Origin of the sequence: Phyllobacterium sophorae, from assembly GCF_003010965.1 — a bacterium.
Lineage (GTDB): Bacteria > Pseudomonadota > Alphaproteobacteria > Rhizobiales > Rhizobiaceae > Phyllobacterium > Phyllobacterium sophorae.
Map to the genome: position 1 here is coordinate 659130 of NZ_PGGM01000002.1, position 19588 is coordinate 678717.

Genomic DNA, 19588 nt, shown 5'->3' on the forward strand with positions numbered 1-19588 from the left:
TCGAACGTCGTTTTTTCTTTATTGTTTGGCTTTGGAGCTCAGGTAACGCTGCGCTGCATAAAGGGAGATTGCGGCCGCATTCGACACATTGAGCGATTTGATGGCACCGGGCATGTCGAGCCGCGCGAGGTGGCTTACGGTTTCTCGTGTTTTTTGCCGCAGCCCCTTGCCCTCGGCGCCGAGCACAAGCGCGATGCGGCCCGCCGCCATCGTGTGCTCCAGTTCGAGCGGGCCTTCCGAATCAAGGCCGATTGTCGTGAACCCGAGTTCGTGCAGTTCGCCGATCGCATCGGCAAGATTGCGTACTTCAATATGGGAAATGAGTTCCAGGGCGCCGGAAGCGGCCTTCGCGAGAACGCCGGTTTCCTGCGGGCTGTGCCGTGCCGTGGTGATGATGGCACCTGCACCAAAGGCAACCGCGGACCGCATGATCGCGCCGACATTGTGCGGATCAGTGACCTGATCGAGAATCAGCAGCAGCGAACTATCCTGCAGTGCCTTGAGCGACTGAGCCTTCAGCGGCTTGGCCTCAATCATCACACCCTGATGCACGGCCTCTGAACCGGTTTCGCGGTCGATGGCGCGCGGGTCGACAATTTCGACGTCGAAGGGCAGGGCATCCGAATCGGTAATCTCAAGCCGGTCGAGTGCGTTCTTAGTCACCAGCATCCGCTTGATCTGGCGCGCGGGATTGTCCAGCGCAGCGCGTACGGTGTGCAGACCATAGAGCCGCACGAGGCCCTCTGGCGCTTGTGTGCCCTCGACAGCCGGGCGTGACGCGCGCTGAGCCTGCGGCGGCCCGCCTGCCTTTTGGTCGCGGAATTGGCGGCGCAGAGTCGCATAATGTGAATCTTTGGGGGTACGGGAAGGTTTTTGATCGGTCATGGCGCGACATATACTCTTTTGACCCGCTATGCGATACAGACATATCGCGAAAATTGAAGCCGCAGGCGGCTCTACCGTGAATATTTCTTTAGCCTATTTCCACAAGCCATTCATTTTCTGAAGTGAAGTGTTGACACCACGTGGGCTAGTCGGCATAAGGCCCTCCGCAAGCAGCAGCCGGGAAATGAAGTCCGGTAAGCTGTGTGCAGAGTGCCAGATGGCGCGGTTCTATCGGCAGTGACCGGAGGAGTGCCCGAGTGGTTAAAGGGGACGGACTGTAAATCCGTTAGCTTGGCTTACGTTGGTTCGAATCCAACCTCCTCCACCACTGCCGGAACCGAACGCCTGGCGCACCAAGATGTGCGGGTATAGCTCAGTGGTAGAGCAGCAGCCTTCCAAGCTGAATATGCGGGTTCGATTCCCGCTACCCGCTCCAGTTTCAAGAGCACCGCATACACGCGAGCGAGCGCGTATAGGTGCTCTTCGATTTTTGTCTTGAGCATTGTACATTCGCTCATGTGTTTCCATATGAACGAGCAAGCTCAGGCAATTCAAACCCGGTCGATTTTTTTCGATTGAGCGGGTGACTGTGCTGACGGACGGCTCGCTGTCTCGTCTGAGCGACAAACATGGTACCGGCGCAAGACCGGTTATGATGACGAGAGAACGACAGCTATGGCTAAGAGCAAGTTTGAACGTAACAAGCCGCACGTCAACATTGGCACGATTGGTCACGTTGACCATGGCAAGACGTCGTTGACGGCAGCGATTACGAAGTATTTCGGAGAGTACAAGGCGTACGATCAGATCGACGCAGCGCCGGAAGAGAAGGCGCGCGGGATCACGATCTCGACGGCACACGTCGAGTATGAGACGCCGGCGCGTCACTATGCGCACGTCGATTGCCCGGGCCACGCCGACTATGTGAAGAACATGATCACGGGTGCGGCGCAGATGGACGGTGCGATCCTGGTTGTCTCGGCTGCCGACGGCCCGATGCCGCAGACGCGCGAGCACATCCTGCTTGCCCGTCAGGTTGGCGTTCCGGCGATCGTTGTGTTCCTGAACAAGGTTGACCAGGTTGACGATGCCGAGCTTCTGGAGCTGGTTGAACTGGAAGTGCGCGAGCTTTTGTCGAAGTACGACTTCCCGGGCGACGACATTCCGATCGTCAAGGGTTCGGCTTTGGCTGCGCTTGAAGACTCCAACAAGGAAATCGGCGAAGACGCGGTGCGTGCGCTGATGGCGGAAGTCGACAAGTACATCCCGACGCCGGAACGTCCGGTCGACCTGCCGTTCCTGATGCCGATCGAAGACGTTTTCTCGATTTCGGGCCGTGGTACGGTTGTGACGGGCCGCGTTGAACGCGGGATCGTCAAGGTTGGTGAAGAAGTCGAGATCATCGGCATCAAGCCGACGACGAAGACGACGGTGACCGGCGTTGAAATGTTCCGCAAGCTGCTCGATCAGGGCCAGGCAGGCGACAACATCGGTGCGCTGATCCGCGGCGTTGGCCGTGAAGACGTGGAGCGCGGCCAGATCCTTGCCAAGCCGGGTTCGGTCAAGCCGCACACGAAGTTCAAGGCAGAAGCCTATATCCTGACGAAGGACGAAGGTGGCCGTCATACGCCATTCTTCTCCAACTACCGTCCGCAGTTCTACTTCCGCACGACCGACGTGACGGGTGTTGTGACGCTGCCGGAAGGCACGGAAATGGTCATGCCCGGCGACAACATCGCAGTCGATGTGACGCTGATCGTGCCGATCGCGATGGAAGAGAAGCTGCGCTTCGCTATCCGTGAAGGTGGCCGCACCGTCGGTGCAGGGATTGTTTCTTCGATTATCGAATAATCGAAGAACAAATCCCGGTTGCTACCAACCGGAACCGAAGATTGCGAGGCGAAAGCTCGCAGCTGGTGCAGGCATCGTATCGTCGATCATTGAATAAATTCGTCGAAAGACGGAACAATAGAAGGCGGTCCATCGGGCCGCCTTTATTATTAATGCCGAACGACCGTCGCGCTTCGGAGCGCAGTGTCCCGATTCGGCAAGCAAAATCTCATGCAGCCTTGAAAGCGTCTCGGCAGCATAACTATATGGTTTATGCGGTTCGCGAGATGCCAAGCCAGCGGTTCGCCCGAGCTGCAATGCCCAGGATTGTCGAACTCACGCATGAATTTTGCTCGAAGGTGCAAGAAGTCGTATGATGGGCCTTGAAAAGGCAGCGGCTTTGTGGAATGTACGCCCCGGACGTAGGGGAGTAGCTCAGTTGGTAGAGCGGCGGTCTCCAAAACCGTAGGTCGCAGGTTCGAACCCTGTCTCCCCTGCCAACGCATAGTCTGCCGGTACACGATTGGATGGTGCACTGACAGATGTTTGGAAAGAAACGAATCCGGGGGCCTTGTGTTTTTCCGGAATCGGTTCTATGTAACATTAACAGACACGCGGTGCGTGGAGCTGAACAGTCAGCTTTACGGGCCGCAATGGTGTGGACAGATGGTGTTGCATTGATTGCAGCGCAGCATGTTTACAGCAACATGACACGCACGAGCGGTAAATGGCATCCAAAACGAATCCAATAACTTTTTTTCAGCAAGTGCGCGCTGAAACCGCAAAGGTCACATGGCCTTCGCGTCGCGAAACGCTCATTTCCACCGCGATGGTGATGGTAATGGCGTTTTTTGCTGCGATCTTTTTCTTCGCAGCTGATCAGTTGATGGCGTACGGGATCGATCTCGTTCTCGGTCTTGGTCGTTAACGCAGGCTGACAAGAAAATCGGGATTGGGAATCAATAATGACCGCGCGCTGGTATATCGTTCACGCCTATTCGAATTTTGAAAAGAAGGTCGCAGAGTCGATCGAAGAAAAGGCAAGGCAGAAGGGTCTGTCTCACCTTTTCGAGAAGATTCTCGTGCCGACCGAAAAAGTCGTCGAAGTGCGCCGTGGCCGTAAGGTTGATGCGGAGCGCAAGTTCTTCCCGGGTTATGTTCTGGTTCGTGCTGATCTGACCGACGATGCCTATCACCTGATCAAGAACACGCCGAAGGTTACGGGCTTTCTCGGTTCGGACAACAAGCCAATCGCGATTTCCGATAAGGAAGCCGAGCGTATCCTGACCCAGGTCCAGGAGGGTGTCGAGCGTCCAAAGGCTTCGATCTCATTCGAGATCGGCGAAAGTGTTCGCGTTGCCGATGGTCCGTTCGCTTCGTTCAATGGCACTGTTCAAGAAGTCGACGAAGAGCGTTCGCGTCTCAAGGTGGAAGTTTCGATTTTCGGCCGCGCCACGCCGGTCGATCTGGAATTTGGTCAGGTCGAAAAGGTCTGACTATTTGGCGGCTCTTTGAGCTGCCCGCCACGTCAGTGGCGATCATGGTGGGAGGTGAAGCGGCCTTTAGCCGGGCCATCAAGCCGCACCACCAAACTGCAACCGCTGGTTTTCCGGCATAATGTAAAGGCAGAGAAGTTATGGCTAAGAAAGTAGCAGGCCAGCTCAAGCTGCAGGTTTCGGCAGGATCGGCAACGCCGTCCCCGCCGATCGGACCGGCACTTGGTCAGCGCGGCATCAACATCATGGAATTCTGCAAGGCCTTCAACGCGGCTACGCAGGAGCTGGAAAAGGGTTCGCCCATTCCGGTCGTGATTACGTATTATCAGGACAAGTCCTTCACGTTTGCGATGAAGACGCCGCCGGTGTCTTACTTCCTCAAGAAGGCTGCAAACCTGAAGTCCGGCTCGAAAGAGCCAGGCAAGGTTGTTGCCGGCAAGATCTCGCGCGACAAGGTCCGCGAAATCGCCGAGGCAAAGATGAAAGACCTGAATGCAGCGGACGTTGAAGCCGCCATGCGCATGGTCGAAGGTTCTGCCCGTTCGATGGGCCTGGAAGTGGTGGGCTGAGACGATGGCAAAACTTTCAAAGCGTGTAGCGAAGGTTCGTGAAGGCGTTGATCGCAACAAGCTCTATGATCTGACTTCGGCGATTGCCATGGTCAAGGAGCGTGCGGTTGCCAAGTTCGACGAGACGATCGAAGTTGCAATGAATCTCGGCGTTGATCCTCGCCATGCGGACCAGATGGTTCGCGGCGTTGTCAATCTTCCGAATGGTACGGGCCGTACGGTTCGCGTGGCTGTTTTTGCCCGCGGCGAGAAGGCCGAAGAAGCTAAGAAGGCCGGTGCCGATATCGTCGGTGCAGAGGATCTGTTCGAGATCGTCAATGGCGGTAAGATCGATTTCGATCGCTGCATTGCCACGCCGGACATGATGCCGCTCGTCGGCCGTCTCGGTAAAGTTCTCGGCCCGCGCGGCATGATGCCAAATCCGAAGGTTGGCACGGTTACGGCTGACGTTGCCGCTGCCGTCAAGGCTTCCAAGGGCGGTGCTGTCGAATTCCGCGTTGAGAAGGCCGGTATTGTTCATGCTGGCGTCGGCAAGGCATCCTTCGATGCCAAGGCTCTGGAAGAGAACATCAAGGCATTCGCTGATGCCGTCACCAAGGCAAAGCCAGCTGGCGCCAAGGGTGAATACGTCAAGCGTGTCGCGATTTCTTCGACGATGGGCGCTGGCGTCAAGATCGATCCATCAACCGTACGTCCTGCGTAACTGTTGATTGAAGTCTCAAGCCTAACCGTTTGAGATAAAAGAATTCCAGGCCTTTCGGGGCCTGGATAACCGGATGAAAGTCCGGTTATCCTGTCCGAGATTGCGGGTGGTTCGCCTTAATATCGCAAGAACCCGCATGAGACGTGGAACAACCAGGTTTTGAGGGCTTCGCCCAATGAACAAGGTTCGAACCGTAGTTGCCTTTCGCTTGCAGCCGATTTCGGCGAAGCAGGGGGGACAGGATCCTCAAGTGCTGTGTGGTTCCAGTTTCAAATTGGCTCCTTGCAGCAAAAGGCAACCCGGCAGGGGCGCAATCAAGCGTTTCTGTCAAATGGAGAGAGACAGTGGAAAAAGCGGAAAAGCGCGAATTCGTCGCGTGGCTGAATGGAGTCTTCAAGGACTCTGGTTCAGTTGTCGTGGCCCACTATACCGGTCTCACCGTTGCGCAGCTGAGCGATCTTCGCTCCAAGATGCGTGATGCTGGTGGCACCGTTAAAGTCGCGAAGAACCGCCTTGCCAAGATCGCTCTTCAGGGCACGGATTCGGAAGGCATCGCTGATCTGTTCACAGGTCAGACACTCGTTGCTTATTCCAACGATCCGATTACGGCACCAAAGATCGCCATCGAATTTGCCAAGGGTAACGACAAGCTCGTCATCCTCGGTGGCTCGATGGGAGCAACAACTCTCGACCCTGATGGGGTAAAGGCTCTTGCCGCACTTCCATCACTCGACGAGTTGCGCGCAAAGCTGGTTGGTATGATCCAGACACCGGCAACACGCATCGCTCAGATCGTCAACGCACCGGCAGGTCAGCTTGCCCGCGTTTTCGGCGCCTATGCCCGGAAGGACGAAGCGGCATAAGGCCGTTCTCGCTGTCACAATATATCGAACCTTGTAAAGGAATACCAAAATGACTGATCTCGCAAAGATCGTAGACGACCTGTCCAACCTGACCGTTCTCGAAGCTGCTGAACTTTCGAAGCTTCTTGAAGAGAAGTGGGGCGTTTCTGCCGCTGCTCCTGTTGCTGTTGCTGCTGCCGCTGGCGGTGGTGCAGCTGCTGCCGCAGTTGAAGAAAAGACTGAATTCGACGTCGTTCTGACCGAAGCCGGTGCTAACAAGATCAACGTGATCAAGGAAGTCCGCGCTATCACCGGTCTCGGCCTCAAGGAAGCCAAGGACCTCGTTGAAGCCGCTCCCAAGGCGGTCAAGGAAGCTGCTACCAAGGACGAAGCTGACAAGATCAAGGCACAGCTCGAAGCTGCTGGCGCCAAGGTCGAACTCAAGTAAGTCTTGCGTTATTGGCGGGCAGGGCAACCTGTCCGCCAACTTGCCCCTCCGGGGGTTCCGGTACTGAACCCTTTTCCTGACGGCAATTTCGATGCTTTCAGGAAACGGGTTTTGTCCCGTTCACGGGGCCGCAGAAGCGGTTTTAAGAAACAGGCCAGTTTCTGGCATAAAGACGAGGAGCGACGATGGCTCAGACCCATTCTTTCAATGGTCGTAGGCGCGTACGCAAGTTTTTCGGTAAGATTCCGGAAGTCGCAGAGATGCCGAACCTCATCGAGGTTCAGAAAGCTTCCTACGATCAGTTTCTGATGGTGGAAGAGCCCAAGGGCGGGCGTCTGGATGAAGGTCTGCAGGCGGTATTCAAGTCTGTCTTCCCGATTTCGGATTTCTCGGGTGCTTCCATGCTCGAATTCGTCAAGTACGAGTTCGAGGCTCCAAAATTCGACGTTGACGAATGCCGTCAGCGCGATTTGACCTATGCCGCGCCGCTCAAGGTGACGCTGCGCCTGATCGTGTTCGATATCGACGAGGATACGGGCGCGAAGTCAATCAAGGACATCAAGGAACAGGACGTTTACATGGGCGACATGCCGCTCATGACGGACAACGGCACGTTCATTGTTAACGGCACCGAACGTGTGATCGTATCGCAGATGCACCGTTCACCAGGTGTTTTCTTCGATCACGACAAGGGCAAGACGCATTCCTCAGGCAAGCTGTTGTTCGCCGCTCGCGTTATTCCTTACCGCGGTTCGTGGCTCGACATCGAGTTCGACGCAAAGGATGTCGTCTATGCGCGTATCGATCGCCGCCGCAAGATTCCGGCGACGTCGCTGCTGATGGCGCTTGGCATGGACTCGGAAGAGATCCTGTCGACCTTCTATAACGCCATCACTTTCAGCCGTGATGGCGATACCTGGCGGATTCCTTTCTCTGTCGATCGTTTCAAGGGCTTCAAGGCCACGACGGACGTGATCGATGCGGATACCGGTGAAGTCATTCTTGAATCCGGCAAGAAGCTGACGGCACGCAGTGCAAAGCAGCTGGCAGAGAAGGGTCTCAAGTTCATCAAGGCGACGGAAGACGACCTGTTCGGCTCCTATCTTGCCGAAGACATCGTCAACTTCGAGACGGGTGAAGTCTATCTCGAAGCCGGCGACGAACTCGACGAGAAGACCCTCAAGGTTCTTCTCGACACGGGTGTTTCGGAGATCAATGTCCTCGATATCGATCACGTCAATATCGGACCGTACATCCGCAACACGCTCGCCGTGGACAAGAACGAAAGCCGTCAGGACGCGCTGTTCGACATCTACCGCGTGATGCGTCCGGGTGAACCGCCAACGATCGACTCGGCCGAAGCCATGTTCAAGTCGCTGTTCTTCGACTCAGAGCGTTATGATCTCTCGGCTGTTGGCCGCGTGAAGATGAACATGCGCCTTGATCTCGATGCGGAAGACACCGTTCGCATCCTGCGCAAGGAAGACATCCTTGCCGTGGTCAAGATGCTGGTCGATCTGCGCGACGGCCGTGGCGAAATCGACGACATCGACAATCTCGGCAACCGCCGTGTGCGCTCGGTCGGCGAATTGATGGAAAACCAGTACCGTGTCGGTCTGCTCCGCATGGAGCGCGCCATCAAGGAACGCATGTCGTCCATCGAAATCGACACTGTGATGCCGCAGGACCTGATCAATGCGAAGCCGGCAGCTGCTGCTGTCCGCGAATTCTTCGGTTCTTCGCAGCTGTCACAGTTCATGGATCAGACCAACCCGCTGTCTGAGATCACGCACAAGCGTCGTCTTTCGGCATTGGGACCTGGCGGCTTGACCCGTGAGCGTGCAGGCTTCGAGGTACGCGACGTTCATCCGACGCATTACGGCCGTATCTGCCCGATTGAAACGCCGGAAGGCCCAAATATTGGTCTGATCAACTCGCTCGCAACCTTTGCCCGCGTCAACAAGTACGGCTTCATCGAAAGCCCGTACCGCAAGATCGTGGACGGCAAGGTGACGGACGAAGTCGTCTATCTGTCGGCAATGGAAGAAGCCAAGTACCATGTGGCGCAGGCCAATGTGGAACTCGACGCTTCCGGCGCGTTCACGGACGAATTCGTTGTCTGCCGTCATGCGGGTGAAGTTCTGATGGCGCCGCGTGAAAACGTGGATCTGATGGACGTTTCGCCGAAGCAGCTTGTCTCGGTTGCCGCAGCGCTTATTCCGTTCCTGGAAAACGACGACGCCAACCGCGCCCTGATGGGCTCGAACATGCAGCGTCAGGCCGTTCCCCTGGTTCGTGCCGAAGCGCCGTTCGTCGGTACAGGCATGGAACCGGTTGTTGCTCGCGACTCCGGTGCCGCCATCGGCGCACGCCGTACAGGTATCGTCGACCAGGTCGATGCGACCCGTATCGTTATCCGTGCAACGGAAGATCTCGTTCCTGGCAAGTCAGGCGTCGATATCTATCGCCTGATGAAGTTCCAGCGCTCGAACCAGAACACCTGCATCAACCAGCGTCCGCTGGTTCGTGTTGGCGACCGGATCGAAAAGGGTGACATCATCGCCGACGGTCCTTCGACGGATCTGGGCGACCTGGCTCTCGGCCGTAACGTGCTCGTCGCGTTCATGCCGTGGAATGGCTACAACTACGAAGACTCCATCCTGCTTTCTGAAAAGATCGTTTCGGATGACGTCTTCACCTCGATCCATATCGAGGAGTTTGAAGTCATGGCCCGCGATACGAAGCTTGGACCGGAAGAAATCACGCGTGACATTCCGAACGTTTCGGAAGAAGCGCTGAAGAACCTGGATGAGGCTGGTATCGTCTATATCGGTGCCGAAGTTCAACCAGGCGATATCCTCGTTGGCAAGATCACACCGAAGGGCGAAAGCCCGATGACGCCGGAAGAGAAGCTTCTGCGTGCCATCTTCGGTGAAAAGGCTTCGGACGTGCGTGACACCTCGATGCGCATGCCGCCCGGGACTTACGGTACAGTTGTGGAAGTTCGCGTTTTCAATCGCCACGGCGTTGAGAAGGACGAACGCGCCATGGCAATCGAGCGCGAGGAAATCGAGCGTTTGGCCAAGGACCGCGACGACGAGCAGGCTATTCTGGACCGCAACGTCTATGGCCGTCTGGCCGATGTTCTCAATGGCAAGTCTGCCGTTGCCGGACCGAAGGCGTTCAAAAAGGGCACTGTTGTCACGCAGGACGTCATGGGCGAATACCCGCGTTCCCAGTGGTGGCAGTTTGCCGTCGAGGACGAGAAGATCCAGGGCGAAATCGAAGCTCTGCGCAACCAGTACGACGACTCCAAGAAACTGCTCGAGCAGCGTTTCATGGACAAGGTCGAGAAGGTCCAGCGCGGCGATGAGATGCCTCCAGGCGTCATGAAGATGGTCAAGGTCTTTGTCGCTGTGAAGCGCAAGATCCAGCCAGGCGACAAGATGGCTGGCCGTCACGGCAACAAGGGCGTTGTTTCGCGTATCGCCGCTGTTGAGGATATGCCGTTCCTGGAGGACGGAACGCATGTCGACATCGTGCTCAATCCGCTTGGCGTGCCGAGCCGCATGAATGTCGGGCAGATCCTTGAAACGCATCTGGGCTGGGCCTGCGCCGGAATGGGCAAGAAGATCGGGGAACTGATCGAAGCCTACAAGGCACAGCACGCACAGGGCAACGGCGACATTGGTCCGCTGCGGGCGACGATCGAGTCGATCATTCCGGACAATGACCGCAATGAGCCGGTTCGCAACTATGACGATGAGAGCATCGTTCGTCTTGGCGAGCAGATGAAGCGCGGCGTGTCGATCGCAACACCGGTGTTTGACGGTGCGCATGAGCCAGACATCAATGTGATGCTGGAACAGGCGGGCCTGAAGTCTTCGGGTCAGTCGACGCTCTATGACGGACGTACGGGTGAAACTTTCGATCGTCAGGTGACTGTCGGCTACATCTACATGCTGAAGCTGCACCACCTGGTGGACGACAAGATCCACGCCCGTTCGATCGGACCATACTCACTCGTTACGCAGCAGCCCCTGGGTGGTAAGGCCCAGTTCGGCGGCCAGCGCTTCGGTGAAATGGAGGTCTGGGCCCTTGAAGCATACGGTGCGGCTTACACGCTGCAGGAAATGCTTACGGTCAAGTCCGATGACGTCGCCGGTCGTACCAAGGTCTACGAAGCCATCGTCCGTGGTGACGACACATTCGAGGCCGGTATTCCGGAGAGCTTCAACGTTCTCGTCAAGGAAATGCGTTCGCTCGGCCTTAATGTCGAGCTGGACGATACGCGCCAGCAGGAGCAGCAACAGGCCCTGCCGGACGCTGCAGAGTAAGAAGGGAAGGGTGCGCAGTTCGCTGCGCACCCGACCAGTTTGTTTCGAGCCGCTGCAGAAGCGGCATTTGATCTAGATGGACCGCGGCGGCGGATATCCATCGCAAGCAGAGGGCACTTTCTGCCCCATGGAGAAACGGCATGAACCAAGAGGTCATGAATCTTTTCAATCCTCAGGTACCTGTGCAGGCATTCGATTCCATCCGGATTTCGATCGCCAGCCCTGAGAAGATTCTGTCCTGGTCATACGGAGAGATCAAGAAGCCGGAGACGATCAACTACCGCACCTTCAAGCCGGAGCGGGATGGTCTCTTCTGTGCTCGGATCTTCGGGCCGATCAAGGACTATGAATGCTTGTGCGGCAAGTACAAGCGCATGAAATACAAGGGTATCATCTGCGAAAAGTGCGGTGTGGAAGTCACACTGTCACGTGTTCGCCGTGAGCGCATGGGCCATATCGAACTCGCGGCCCCGGTTGCGCATATCTGGTTCCTGAAGTCGCTGCCCAGCCGTATCGGCACGTTGCTCGACATGACCCTCAAGGGCATCGAGCGCGTTCTCTATTTCGAGAACTACATCGTGACCGAGCCAGGCCTGACTGCCCTGAAGGAGCACCAGCTCCTTTCGGAAGAAGAATACATGATTGCCGTCGATGAGTACGGCGAGGACTCCTTCACCGCACTGATCGGTGCTGAAGCCATTCATGAACTTCTGGCATCGATGGATCTGGAAAAGATCGCTGGCGATCTGCGCGAAGAACTGGCGACAACGACGTCGGATCTGAAGCAGAAGAAGCTGATGAAACGTCTCAAGATCGTCGAAAACTTCCTGGAATCGGGTAATCGTCCGGAATGGATGATCATGAAGATCGTTCCGGTCATTCCGCCGGATCTGCGTCCTCTGGTTCCGCTGGATGGCGGCCGTTTCGCGACTTCCGATCTGAACGACCTCTATCGCCGCGTGATCAACCGCAACAACCGTCTGAAGCGCCTGATCGAACTGCGCGCTCCTGGCATCATCATCCGCAACGAGAAGCGCATGCTTCAGGAATCGGTCGATGCGTTGTTCGACAATGGCCGTCGCGGCCGTGTGATCACCGGTGCCAACAAGCGTCCGCTGAAGTCTCTGTCCGATATGCTCAAGGGCAAGCAGGGCCGTTTCCGTCAGAACCTGCTCGGCAAGCGCGTTGACTACTCAGGCCGCTCGGTCATCGTGACCGGTCCGGAGCTGAAACTGCACCAGTGCGGTCTGCCCAAGAAAATGGCGCTCGAACTGTTCAAGCCGTTCATCTATGCCCGGCTTGACGCCAAGGGTTATTCCTCGACTGTCAAGCAGGCGAAGAAGCTCGTTGAAAAGGAAAAGCCGGAAGTCTGGGATATTCTCGATGAGGTCATCCGCGAGCATCCGGTTCTCCTGAACCGTGCGCCGACGCTGCACCGTCTTGGTATCCAGGCATTCGAACCCACCCTGATCGAGGGCAAGGCAATCCAGCTGCATCCGCTCGTCTGTACCGCTTTCAATGCGGACTTCGACGGTGACCAGATGGCTGTTCACGTTCCGCTTTCTCTGGAAGCGCAGCTTGAAGCCCGCGTTCTGATGATGTCGACGAACAACATCCTGCATCCCGCGAACGGTCTGCCGGTTATCGTTCCGTCGCAGGACATGGTTCTCGGCCTTTACTATCTGTCGATCGTTGCGGCCAAGGAGCCGGGCGAAGGCATGGCTTTTGCCGATATGGGCGAACTTCACCATGCCATCGGCAGCGGTGCTGTGACCCTGCACACCAAGATCAAGGGCCGCTTCAAGAGCATTGATGCGGACGGTAAGCCGACCTCGAAGATCTTCGAGACGACGCCCGGCCGCATGATCATCGGTGAGCTTCTGCCCAAGCACCACAATGTGCCTTTCGACATTTGCAATCAGGAAATGACCAAGAAGAACATCTCCAAGATGATCGACACGGTCTATCGCCATTGCGGTCAGAAAGAGACGGTCATTTTCTGCGATCGCATCATGCAGCTCGGCTTCAGCCATGCCTGCCGCGCCGGTATTTCTTTCGGCAAGGACGATATGGTCATTCCGGAAACCAAGGCAAAGCTGGTTGCTGAAACCGAAGCTTTGGCGACGGAATACGAGCAGCAGTACAATGACGGCCTGATCACTCAGGGCGAGAAGTACAACAAGGTCGTTGACGCTTGGGGCAAGTGCACCGAGAAGGTCGCCGATGAAATGATGGCGCGCATCAAGGCCGTCGAGTTCGATCCTGTCACTGGCCGCCAGAAGCAGATGAACTCGATCTACATGATGTCGCACTCTGGTGCCCGTGGTTCGCCGAACCAGATGCGTCAGTTGGGCGGTATGCGCGGTCTGATGGCCAAGCCTTCCGGCGAAATCATCGAAACGCCGATCATTTCGAACTTCAAGGAAGGCCTGACCGTGAACGAGTACTTCAACTCGACCCACGGTGCCCGTAAGGGTCTCGCCGACACCGCTTTGAAGACGGCTAACTCCGGTTACCTGACACGCCGTCTTGTTGACGTCGCGCAGGATTGCATTGTCATCTCTGTGGATTGCGGCACGACGACGGGCCTCACCATGCAGCCGATCGTTGATGCGGGCCAGGTCGTTGCGACCCTCGGTCAGCGTGTTCTCGGCCGGACCGCACTCGAAGACATCCTGCATCCGGTGTCAGGAGACGTGCTTGTCACCGGTGGCAACATCATCGACGAGTTCGATGTCGATGCCATTGAAAAGGCTGGCGTTCAGTCGATCCGCATCCGTTCGGCCCTTACCTGTGAGACCCGTGGCGGCATCTGCGCCAAGTGCTACGGCCGCGATCTGGCCCGTGGTACTCCAGTGAACCAGGGTGAGGCTGTCGGCGTTATCGCTGCCCAGTCGATCGGTGAGCCAGGCACGCAGTTGACGATGCGCACGTTCCACCTTGGTGGTACGGCACAGGTGGTCGATCAGTCGTTCCTCGAAGCCAGCTATGAAGGCACCGTGCAGATCCGCAACCGCAATGTGGTGCGTAACTCTGATGGCCATCTGGTCGTCATGGGCCGCAACATGGCCGTCGTCATCCTCGATGCGACCGGCAAGGAACGCGCTACACACCGCGTCACCTACGGTTCGCGCATCTATGTCGATGACGGCGATAACGTTAAGCGCGGCCAGCGTGTAGCCGAATGGGATCCGTACACTCGTCCGGTCATGACGGAAGTCGAAGGTCATGTCGAATTCGAAGACATGGTCGATGGTCTTTCGGTTACGGAAACGACGGACGAATCCACCGGTATCACCAAGCGCGTGGTCATCGACTGGCGCTCGACTCCGCGTGGTTCGGATCTGAAGCCTGCTATCGTCGTCAAGGACAAGGCCGGCAAGGTTCTGAAACTGGCAAAGGGCGGCGATGCACGCTTCCAGCTGTCCGTGGAATCGATCCTTTCGGTCGAGCCCGGTTCACATGTGAAGGCGGGTGACGTTCTTGCCCGTATTCCGATGGAAAGCGCCAAGACCAAGGACATCACCGGTGGTCTGCCGCGCGTTGCGGAACTGTTCGAGGCCCGCCGTCCGAAGGATCACGCGATCATCGCCGAAATCGATGGTACGGTTCGTTTCGGCCGCGACTACAAGAACAAGCGCCGCATCGTCATCGAACCGAACGACGAGACGCTTGAACCTGTCGAATATCTGATCCCCAAGGGCAAGCCTTTCCATCTTCAGGACGGCGATGCCATTGAAAAGGGCGATTATATTCTCGATGGAAACCCGGCACCGCACGACATCCTGGCCATCAAGGGCGTGGAGGCTCTGGCTTCATACCTCGTCAACGAGATCCAGGAAGTCTATCGTCTGCAGGGCGTTCTGATCAACGACAAGCACATCGAAGTGATTGTTCGTCAGATGCTGCAGAAGGTCGAGATTACCGAGTCGGGTGATACCGGGTTCATCCCTGGCGACCACGTCGACCGGATTGAGCTGGACGAAATTAATGAGCGTCTTGAAGAGGATGGCAAGAAGCCAGGCTACGGCACTCCGGTGCTGCTCGGCATCACCAAGGCCTCGCTCCAGACGCCGTCGTTCATCTCGGCAGCGTCCTTCCAGGAAACAACACGCGTCCTTACGGAAGCGGCTGTTGCCGGCAAGATGGATGCTCTGCAGGGCCTGAAGGAAAACGTCATCGTTGGACGTCTCATCCCGGCAGGTACCGGCGGCACGGTCAAGCAGATCCGCCGCATTGCCGGTGCCCGCGATGAATTGATCATCGACGAACGGCGCAAGGAGTCGGGTGCAACAGCCGCCAAGGCAGGCCCGATGCTGACGGACATGACAGGCCAGCCGGCCGAATAAACCGGTTCCTGTAACAATGAACAAGGCCGCCCCGGGGAGATCCGGGACGGCCTTGTCTGTTTCAAGATTCAACCGAACGCACCAGAATTGCTCGTTGTAGTAGAGAATATTGGGTCAGATTCGCCGATTGTTGGGTAAGAACCGGCCAAGCTTGGGCCAAATTCGCAATGTTGCGCACAACCTCTCTACAAGAATGCACGTCGCCCGCCTCCCGGCTAGTCTGGCCGCGATTGAACGAAGCACCCGCCTGACAGCCAACCGTAACGTTTGGTACGGTTCGTAAGAATCTCAATTCCAGATTGCGGACAGCTGCATGAACCGGCAAGGCAGCACGCTACTCATTGAACTCTATGAGTGCAGCCTGACCGGTAAGGGCATTCTTGTAGGCGGAGAGGTGGGGTTCCTCGTCTGGCTCTTCGGTTAGCGTCCCGATCTCGAGAAGTTCCGCTTCGTCATAGCCTTCATTGGCGAGAATTTGCAGAGCGACGCTGACGAGATTGTCGGTGTCGTCCGTCATCAGCAGCAGATGGACCTGCCGCGGTTCCTCTTCCTTGTTTTTCCAGACATCGGCGACGATGAGCTGGACAGGTTTCGACTCGGATGGTGCTGATGACATTGAATGATTCTCGATTCCTGGTTTCAAGGGTGCAGAATGGATATTTTGACGCCTCTTATCATAATCCGGCGCGAAAACGCTGTGCACGATGTGAAATTTTGCTTGAATTAATGCCTCCTCGGCGAAACTATCTTTCATTCAGGCCACAAAGCGCCTGTAAACGCTGCAATCCTTAATAATATTTGGGGTTCAGGCTTGACGAGAGCCCGGGGACGAAGTATCAGCAGCCCATCTGAGCCGATGTGAGATTGGCTGTTTCGGAGCGACACGCTCTGGAGTTCATCTCAAACAGGGTTCGTTTTACGATCGAAATGCAATTTGCCGCTCGCATGAAGCCAACAGGGCTTCCTCTGCTTTTATTCGGGCAACCACCTCGCGGTGGTTTATTTGCCCGAATTCGTGCATGAGCATGGCGCTGAAACGGCCCTGACGGGCGAAGATACGAGATTTGTGAAAGAGGGAAGGTTGAATGCCTACCGTAAACCAGCTGATCCGCAAGCCGCGCACTGCGCCGGTAAAGCGCAATAAAGTCCCTGCTCTGCAGGAAAACCCGCAGAAGCGCGGCGTTTGCACTCGCGTCTATACGACGACACCGAAGAAGCCGAACTCGGCTCTCCGTAAGGTCGCCAAGGTGCGTCTGACGAACGGATTTGAAGTCATCGGATATATTCCGGGTGAGGGGCATAACCTTCAGGAGCACTCTGTCGTGATGATCCGCGGCGGCCGTGTGAAGGATTTGCCGGGTGTTCGTTACCACATCATCCGCGGTGTTCTGGATACCCAGGGCGTCAAGAACCGCAAGCAGCGCCGTTCCAAGTACGGTGCGAAGCGTCCGAAGTAAGATTTTCCGGGACTTTGGCCACCAGGTGGGTCAACCCGATGCAGATAAGAGACAAAGAATATGTCCAGACGCCATAGTGCAGAAAAGCGTGAGATCAATCCGGATCCGAAATTCGGCGATCTCGTTCTTACCAAGTTCATGAATGCAGTCATGCATCATGGCAAGAAGTCGATTGCTGAGCGTATCGTTTACGGTGCGCTTGAGTCCGTTGAGGCCAAGAGCAAGCAGGAGCCGGTTGCCCTGTTCCATCAGGCTCTCGACAATGTCGCGCCGCACGTAGAAGTTCGTTCGCGCCGCGTTGGTGGTGCGACCTACCAGGTTCCGGTCGATGTTCGTCCGGAGCGTCGTCAGGCTCTCGCTATCCGCTGGCTCATCAATGCAGCTCGCGGCCGCAATGAGACGACGATGATCGATCGCCTGTCCGGTGAGCTCCTGGATGCTGCGAACAATCGTGGCTCGGCCGTGAAGAAGCGTGAAGACACGCATCGCATGGCGGAAGCCAACCGCGCATTCTCGCATTACCGCTGGTAAGCGTCGAAACCCTATTCTTGAAGGCACCCTATCATGGCCCGCGAATATAAAATCGAAGACTACCGTAATTTCGGTATCATGGCGCACATCGACGCCGGCAAGACCACGACCACCGAGCGTATCCTTTATTACACCGGTAAGTCGCACAAGATCGGTGAAGTCCACGATGGCGCCGCAACCATGGACTGGATGGAACAGGAGCAGGAGCGTGGCATCACGATCACTTCGGCTGCGACCACCACGTTCTGGAAGGGCCGCGACGGCAAGATGCGCCGTTTCAACATCATTGATACGCCTGGCCACGTCGACTTCACGATCGAAGTAGAGCGTTCGCTGCGCGTTCTCGACGGCGCAATTGCGCTGCTCGATGCCAATGCCGGTGTTGAGCCGCAGACCGAAACCGTCTGGCGTCAGGCTGAGAAGTATCACGTTCCGCGTATGATCTTCGTCAACAAGATGGACAAGACCGGCGCTGACTTCTATCGCTGCGTCGATATGGTCAAGTCCCGTCTCGGTGCCAAGGCGCTTGTCATGCAGCTGCCGATCGGTGCTGAGAACGAGTTCAAGGGCGTTGTCGATCTGATCGAGATGAAGGCCCTGGTCTGGCGCGACGAGCAGCTCGGCGCACAGTGGGATGTCGTTGAGATCCCGGCTGACCTGAAGGACCGTGCAGAAGAGTTTCGTGAAAAGCTGATCGAGACCGCTGTTGAGGTCGAGGAAGCTGCCATGGAAGCTTATCTCGAAGGCAACATGCCCGACAACGAGAAGCTGCGTCAGTTGATCCGTATCGGCACCTGCCGCGTAGAATTCCATCCAGTATTCTGCGGTTCTGCTTTCAAGAACAAGGGCGTACAGCCGCTTCTTGACGGTGTCGTTGAATTCTTGCCTTCTCCGGTCGATGTTCCGGCGATCAAGGGTATCGATCCGAAGACCGATGCAGAAACAGTTCGTAAGTCGTCGGACGAAGAGCCTTTGTCGATGCTGGCATTCAAGATCATGAATGACCCGTTCGTTGGCTCGCTGACATTCTGCCGCATCTATTCCGGCAAGCTGACCAAGGGCATCTCGCTCGATAACACGGTGAAGCTGAAGCGCGAGCGTATCGGCCGCATGCTGCAGATGCACTCCAATTCGCGTGAAGACATCGAAGAAGCATTTGCCGGTGACATTGTTGCCTTGGCAGGCCTCAAGGAAACCACTACGGGTGACACGCTTTGCGATCCGCTGAAGCCGGTTATCCTGGAACGCATGGTGTTCCCGGAGCCAGTTATCTCGATCGCGATCGAGCCGAAGACCAAGGCTGACCAGGAAAAGATGGGCCTCGCGCTTAATCGTCTTGCTGCTGAAGATCCTTCCTTCCGCGTCAAGTCGGACGAAGAATCCGGCCAGACCATCATTTCCGGCATGGGCGAGCTTCATCTCGACATTCTCGTCGATCGTATGCGCCGCGAGTTCAAGGTCGAGGCGAATGTCGGTAATCCGCAGGTTGCCTATCGTGAATCGATCACCCGCAAGGCTGAAATCGACTACACACACAAGAAGCAGTCCGGTGGTTCGGGTCAGTTCGCTCGCATCAAGGTCGTCTTCGAGCCGCATGATGGCGATGAGTTCATCTTCGAATCGAAGATCGTCGGTGGTGCAATTCCGAAGGAATACATCCCTGGCGTCGAAAAGGGTATCTTGAGCGTCATGGGTGCGGGTCCGCTCGCAGGCTTCCCGATGCTCGGCGTGAAAGCCACGCTGATCGACGGCGCCTACCATGATGTGGACTCTTCGGTTCTCGCCTTCGAAATCGCAGCTCGCGCTGCATTCCGCGAAGGTGCGCAGAAGGCCGGTGCCCAGCTGCTCGAGCCGATCATGAAGGTCGAGGTAGTAACCCCTGAAGATTACGTCGGTGACGTGATCGGCGATCTGAATTCACGTCGTGGTCAGATCTCGGGCACGGAAGCTCGTGGTATCGCTACCGTCGTCAATGCAAACGTGCCGCTGGCCAACATGTTCGGTTACGTGAGCAACCTGCGTTCGATGAGCCAGGGTCGTGCACAGTACACCATGCAGTTCGATCACTACGAACCTGTTCCGACAGCAGTCGCACAGGAAATTCAGAAGAAGTTTGCGTAACCAACCGGTTGCGCGTGACA

Annotated in this window: 14 protein-coding genes and 3 tRNA genes; 15 read left to right on the top strand and 2 right to left on the bottom strand. The window is 56.6% G+C overall.

The window, feature by feature from the left end; genetic code table 11:
• Nucleotides 1-18: 18 nt before the first annotated feature.
• The gene (gene rlmB, locus CU103_RS07180; RefSeq protein WP_106663203.1) at nt 19-885 is read right to left on the bottom strand and encodes a 23S rRNA (guanosine(2251)-2'-O)-methyltransferase RlmB; all 867 of its coding nucleotides are present in this window, start codon (nt 883-885) and stop codon (nt 19-21) included.
• 243 nt (nt 886-1128) lie between these two features.
• Here rlmB and CU103_RS07185 point away from each other — a divergent pair.
• The 12 genes from CU103_RS07185 (at nt 1129) to rpoC (ending at nt 15459) form a co-directional block, all read left to right on the top strand.
• A tRNA-Tyr gene (locus CU103_RS07185) sits at nt 1129-1213 on the top strand.
• A 34-nt stretch (nt 1214-1247) separates the two neighbouring features.
• Nucleotides 1248-1321, top strand: a tRNA-Gly gene (locus CU103_RS07190).
• A 239-nt stretch (nt 1322-1560) separates the two neighbouring features.
• Nucleotides 1561-2736 carry an elongation factor Tu gene (gene tuf, locus CU103_RS07195; protein ID WP_106663204.1) on the top strand — a complete coding sequence of 392 codons (1176 nt, stop codon included), beginning with the start codon at nt 1561-1563 and terminating at the stop codon, nt 2734-2736.
• A gap of 403 nt (nt 2737-3139) precedes the next feature.
• Nucleotides 3140-3215: transfer RNA gene (locus CU103_RS07200), tRNA-Trp, on the top strand.
• A gap of 227 nt (nt 3216-3442) precedes the next feature.
• A complete protein-coding gene (gene secE, locus CU103_RS07205; protein ID WP_099999177.1) occupies nt 3443-3643 on the top strand; it encodes a preprotein translocase subunit SecE in 201 nt (66 codons plus the stop codon).
• Between the two features lie 37 nt (nt 3644-3680).
• Complete coding sequence (gene nusG / locus CU103_RS07210) at nt 3681-4211, top strand: transcription termination/antitermination protein NusG (RefSeq protein ID WP_027229726.1); 531 nt, start codon at nt 3681-3683, stop codon at nt 4209-4211.
• A gap of 140 nt (nt 4212-4351) precedes the next feature.
• Nucleotides 4352-4780: a 50S ribosomal protein L11 gene (gene rplK / locus CU103_RS07215; protein ID WP_106663205.1), complete on the top strand. Its 429-nt coding sequence runs from the start codon at nt 4352-4354 to the stop codon at nt 4778-4780.
• Between the two features lie 4 nt (nt 4781-4784).
• Nucleotides 4785-5483 (top strand): 50S ribosomal protein L1, encoded by a 699-nt coding sequence (rplA, locus tag CU103_RS07220; protein ID WP_106663206.1) that lies wholly within the window; start codon nt 4785-4787, stop codon nt 5481-5483.
• Between the two features lie 344 nt (nt 5484-5827).
• On the top strand, nt 5828-6346 hold the full coding sequence (gene rplJ / locus CU103_RS07225) for a 50S ribosomal protein L10 (protein ID WP_106663207.1): 519 nt from the start codon (nt 5828-5830) through the stop codon (nt 6344-6346).
• A 49-nt stretch (nt 6347-6395) separates the two neighbouring features.
• Nucleotides 6396-6773, top strand: coding sequence for a 50S ribosomal protein L7/L12 (rplL, locus tag CU103_RS07230; RefSeq protein ID WP_099999172.1), 378 nt, complete (start codon nt 6396-6398; stop codon nt 6771-6773).
• A 185-nt stretch (nt 6774-6958) separates the two neighbouring features.
• The gene (rpoB, locus tag CU103_RS07235) at nt 6959-11110 is read left to right on the top strand and encodes a DNA-directed RNA polymerase subunit beta (RefSeq protein WP_106663208.1); all 4152 of its coding nucleotides are present in this window, start codon (nt 6959-6961) and stop codon (nt 11108-11110) included.
• Nucleotides 11111-11250: 140 nt separating this feature from the next.
• Nucleotides 11251-15459 (top strand): DNA-directed RNA polymerase subunit beta', encoded by a 4209-nt coding sequence (gene rpoC / locus CU103_RS07240; RefSeq protein WP_106663209.1) that lies wholly within the window; start codon nt 11251-11253, stop codon nt 15457-15459.
• A gap of 334 nt (nt 15460-15793) precedes the next feature.
• Here the strand turns inward: rpoC and CU103_RS07245 are convergent, their stop codons facing one another.
• Entirely contained in the window at nt 15794-16075 is a 282-nt protein-coding gene (locus CU103_RS07245; protein WP_106663354.1) for a hypothetical protein, read from the bottom strand.
• Between the two features lie 469 nt (nt 16076-16544).
• Here CU103_RS07245 and rpsL point away from each other — a divergent pair, with 469 nt between their 5' ends.
• The 3 genes from rpsL to fusA are packed head-to-tail and all read left to right on the top strand — an operon-like array spanning nt 16545 to nt 19568.
• Nucleotides 16545-16916 carry a 30S ribosomal protein S12 gene (gene rpsL / locus CU103_RS07250; protein ID WP_008121760.1) on the top strand — a complete coding sequence of 124 codons (372 nt, stop codon included), beginning with the start codon at nt 16545-16547 and terminating at the stop codon, nt 16914-16916.
• A gap of 60 nt (nt 16917-16976) precedes the next feature.
• Complete coding sequence (gene rpsG, locus CU103_RS07255) at nt 16977-17447, top strand: 30S ribosomal protein S7 (protein ID WP_105732683.1); 471 nt, start codon at nt 16977-16979, stop codon at nt 17445-17447.
• Nucleotides 17448-17480: 33 nt separating this feature from the next.
• Entirely contained in the window at nt 17481-19568 is a 2088-nt protein-coding gene (gene fusA, locus CU103_RS07260; RefSeq protein WP_106663210.1) for an elongation factor G, read from the top strand.
• The last annotated feature ends 20 nt before the right edge of the window (nt 19569-19588 follow it).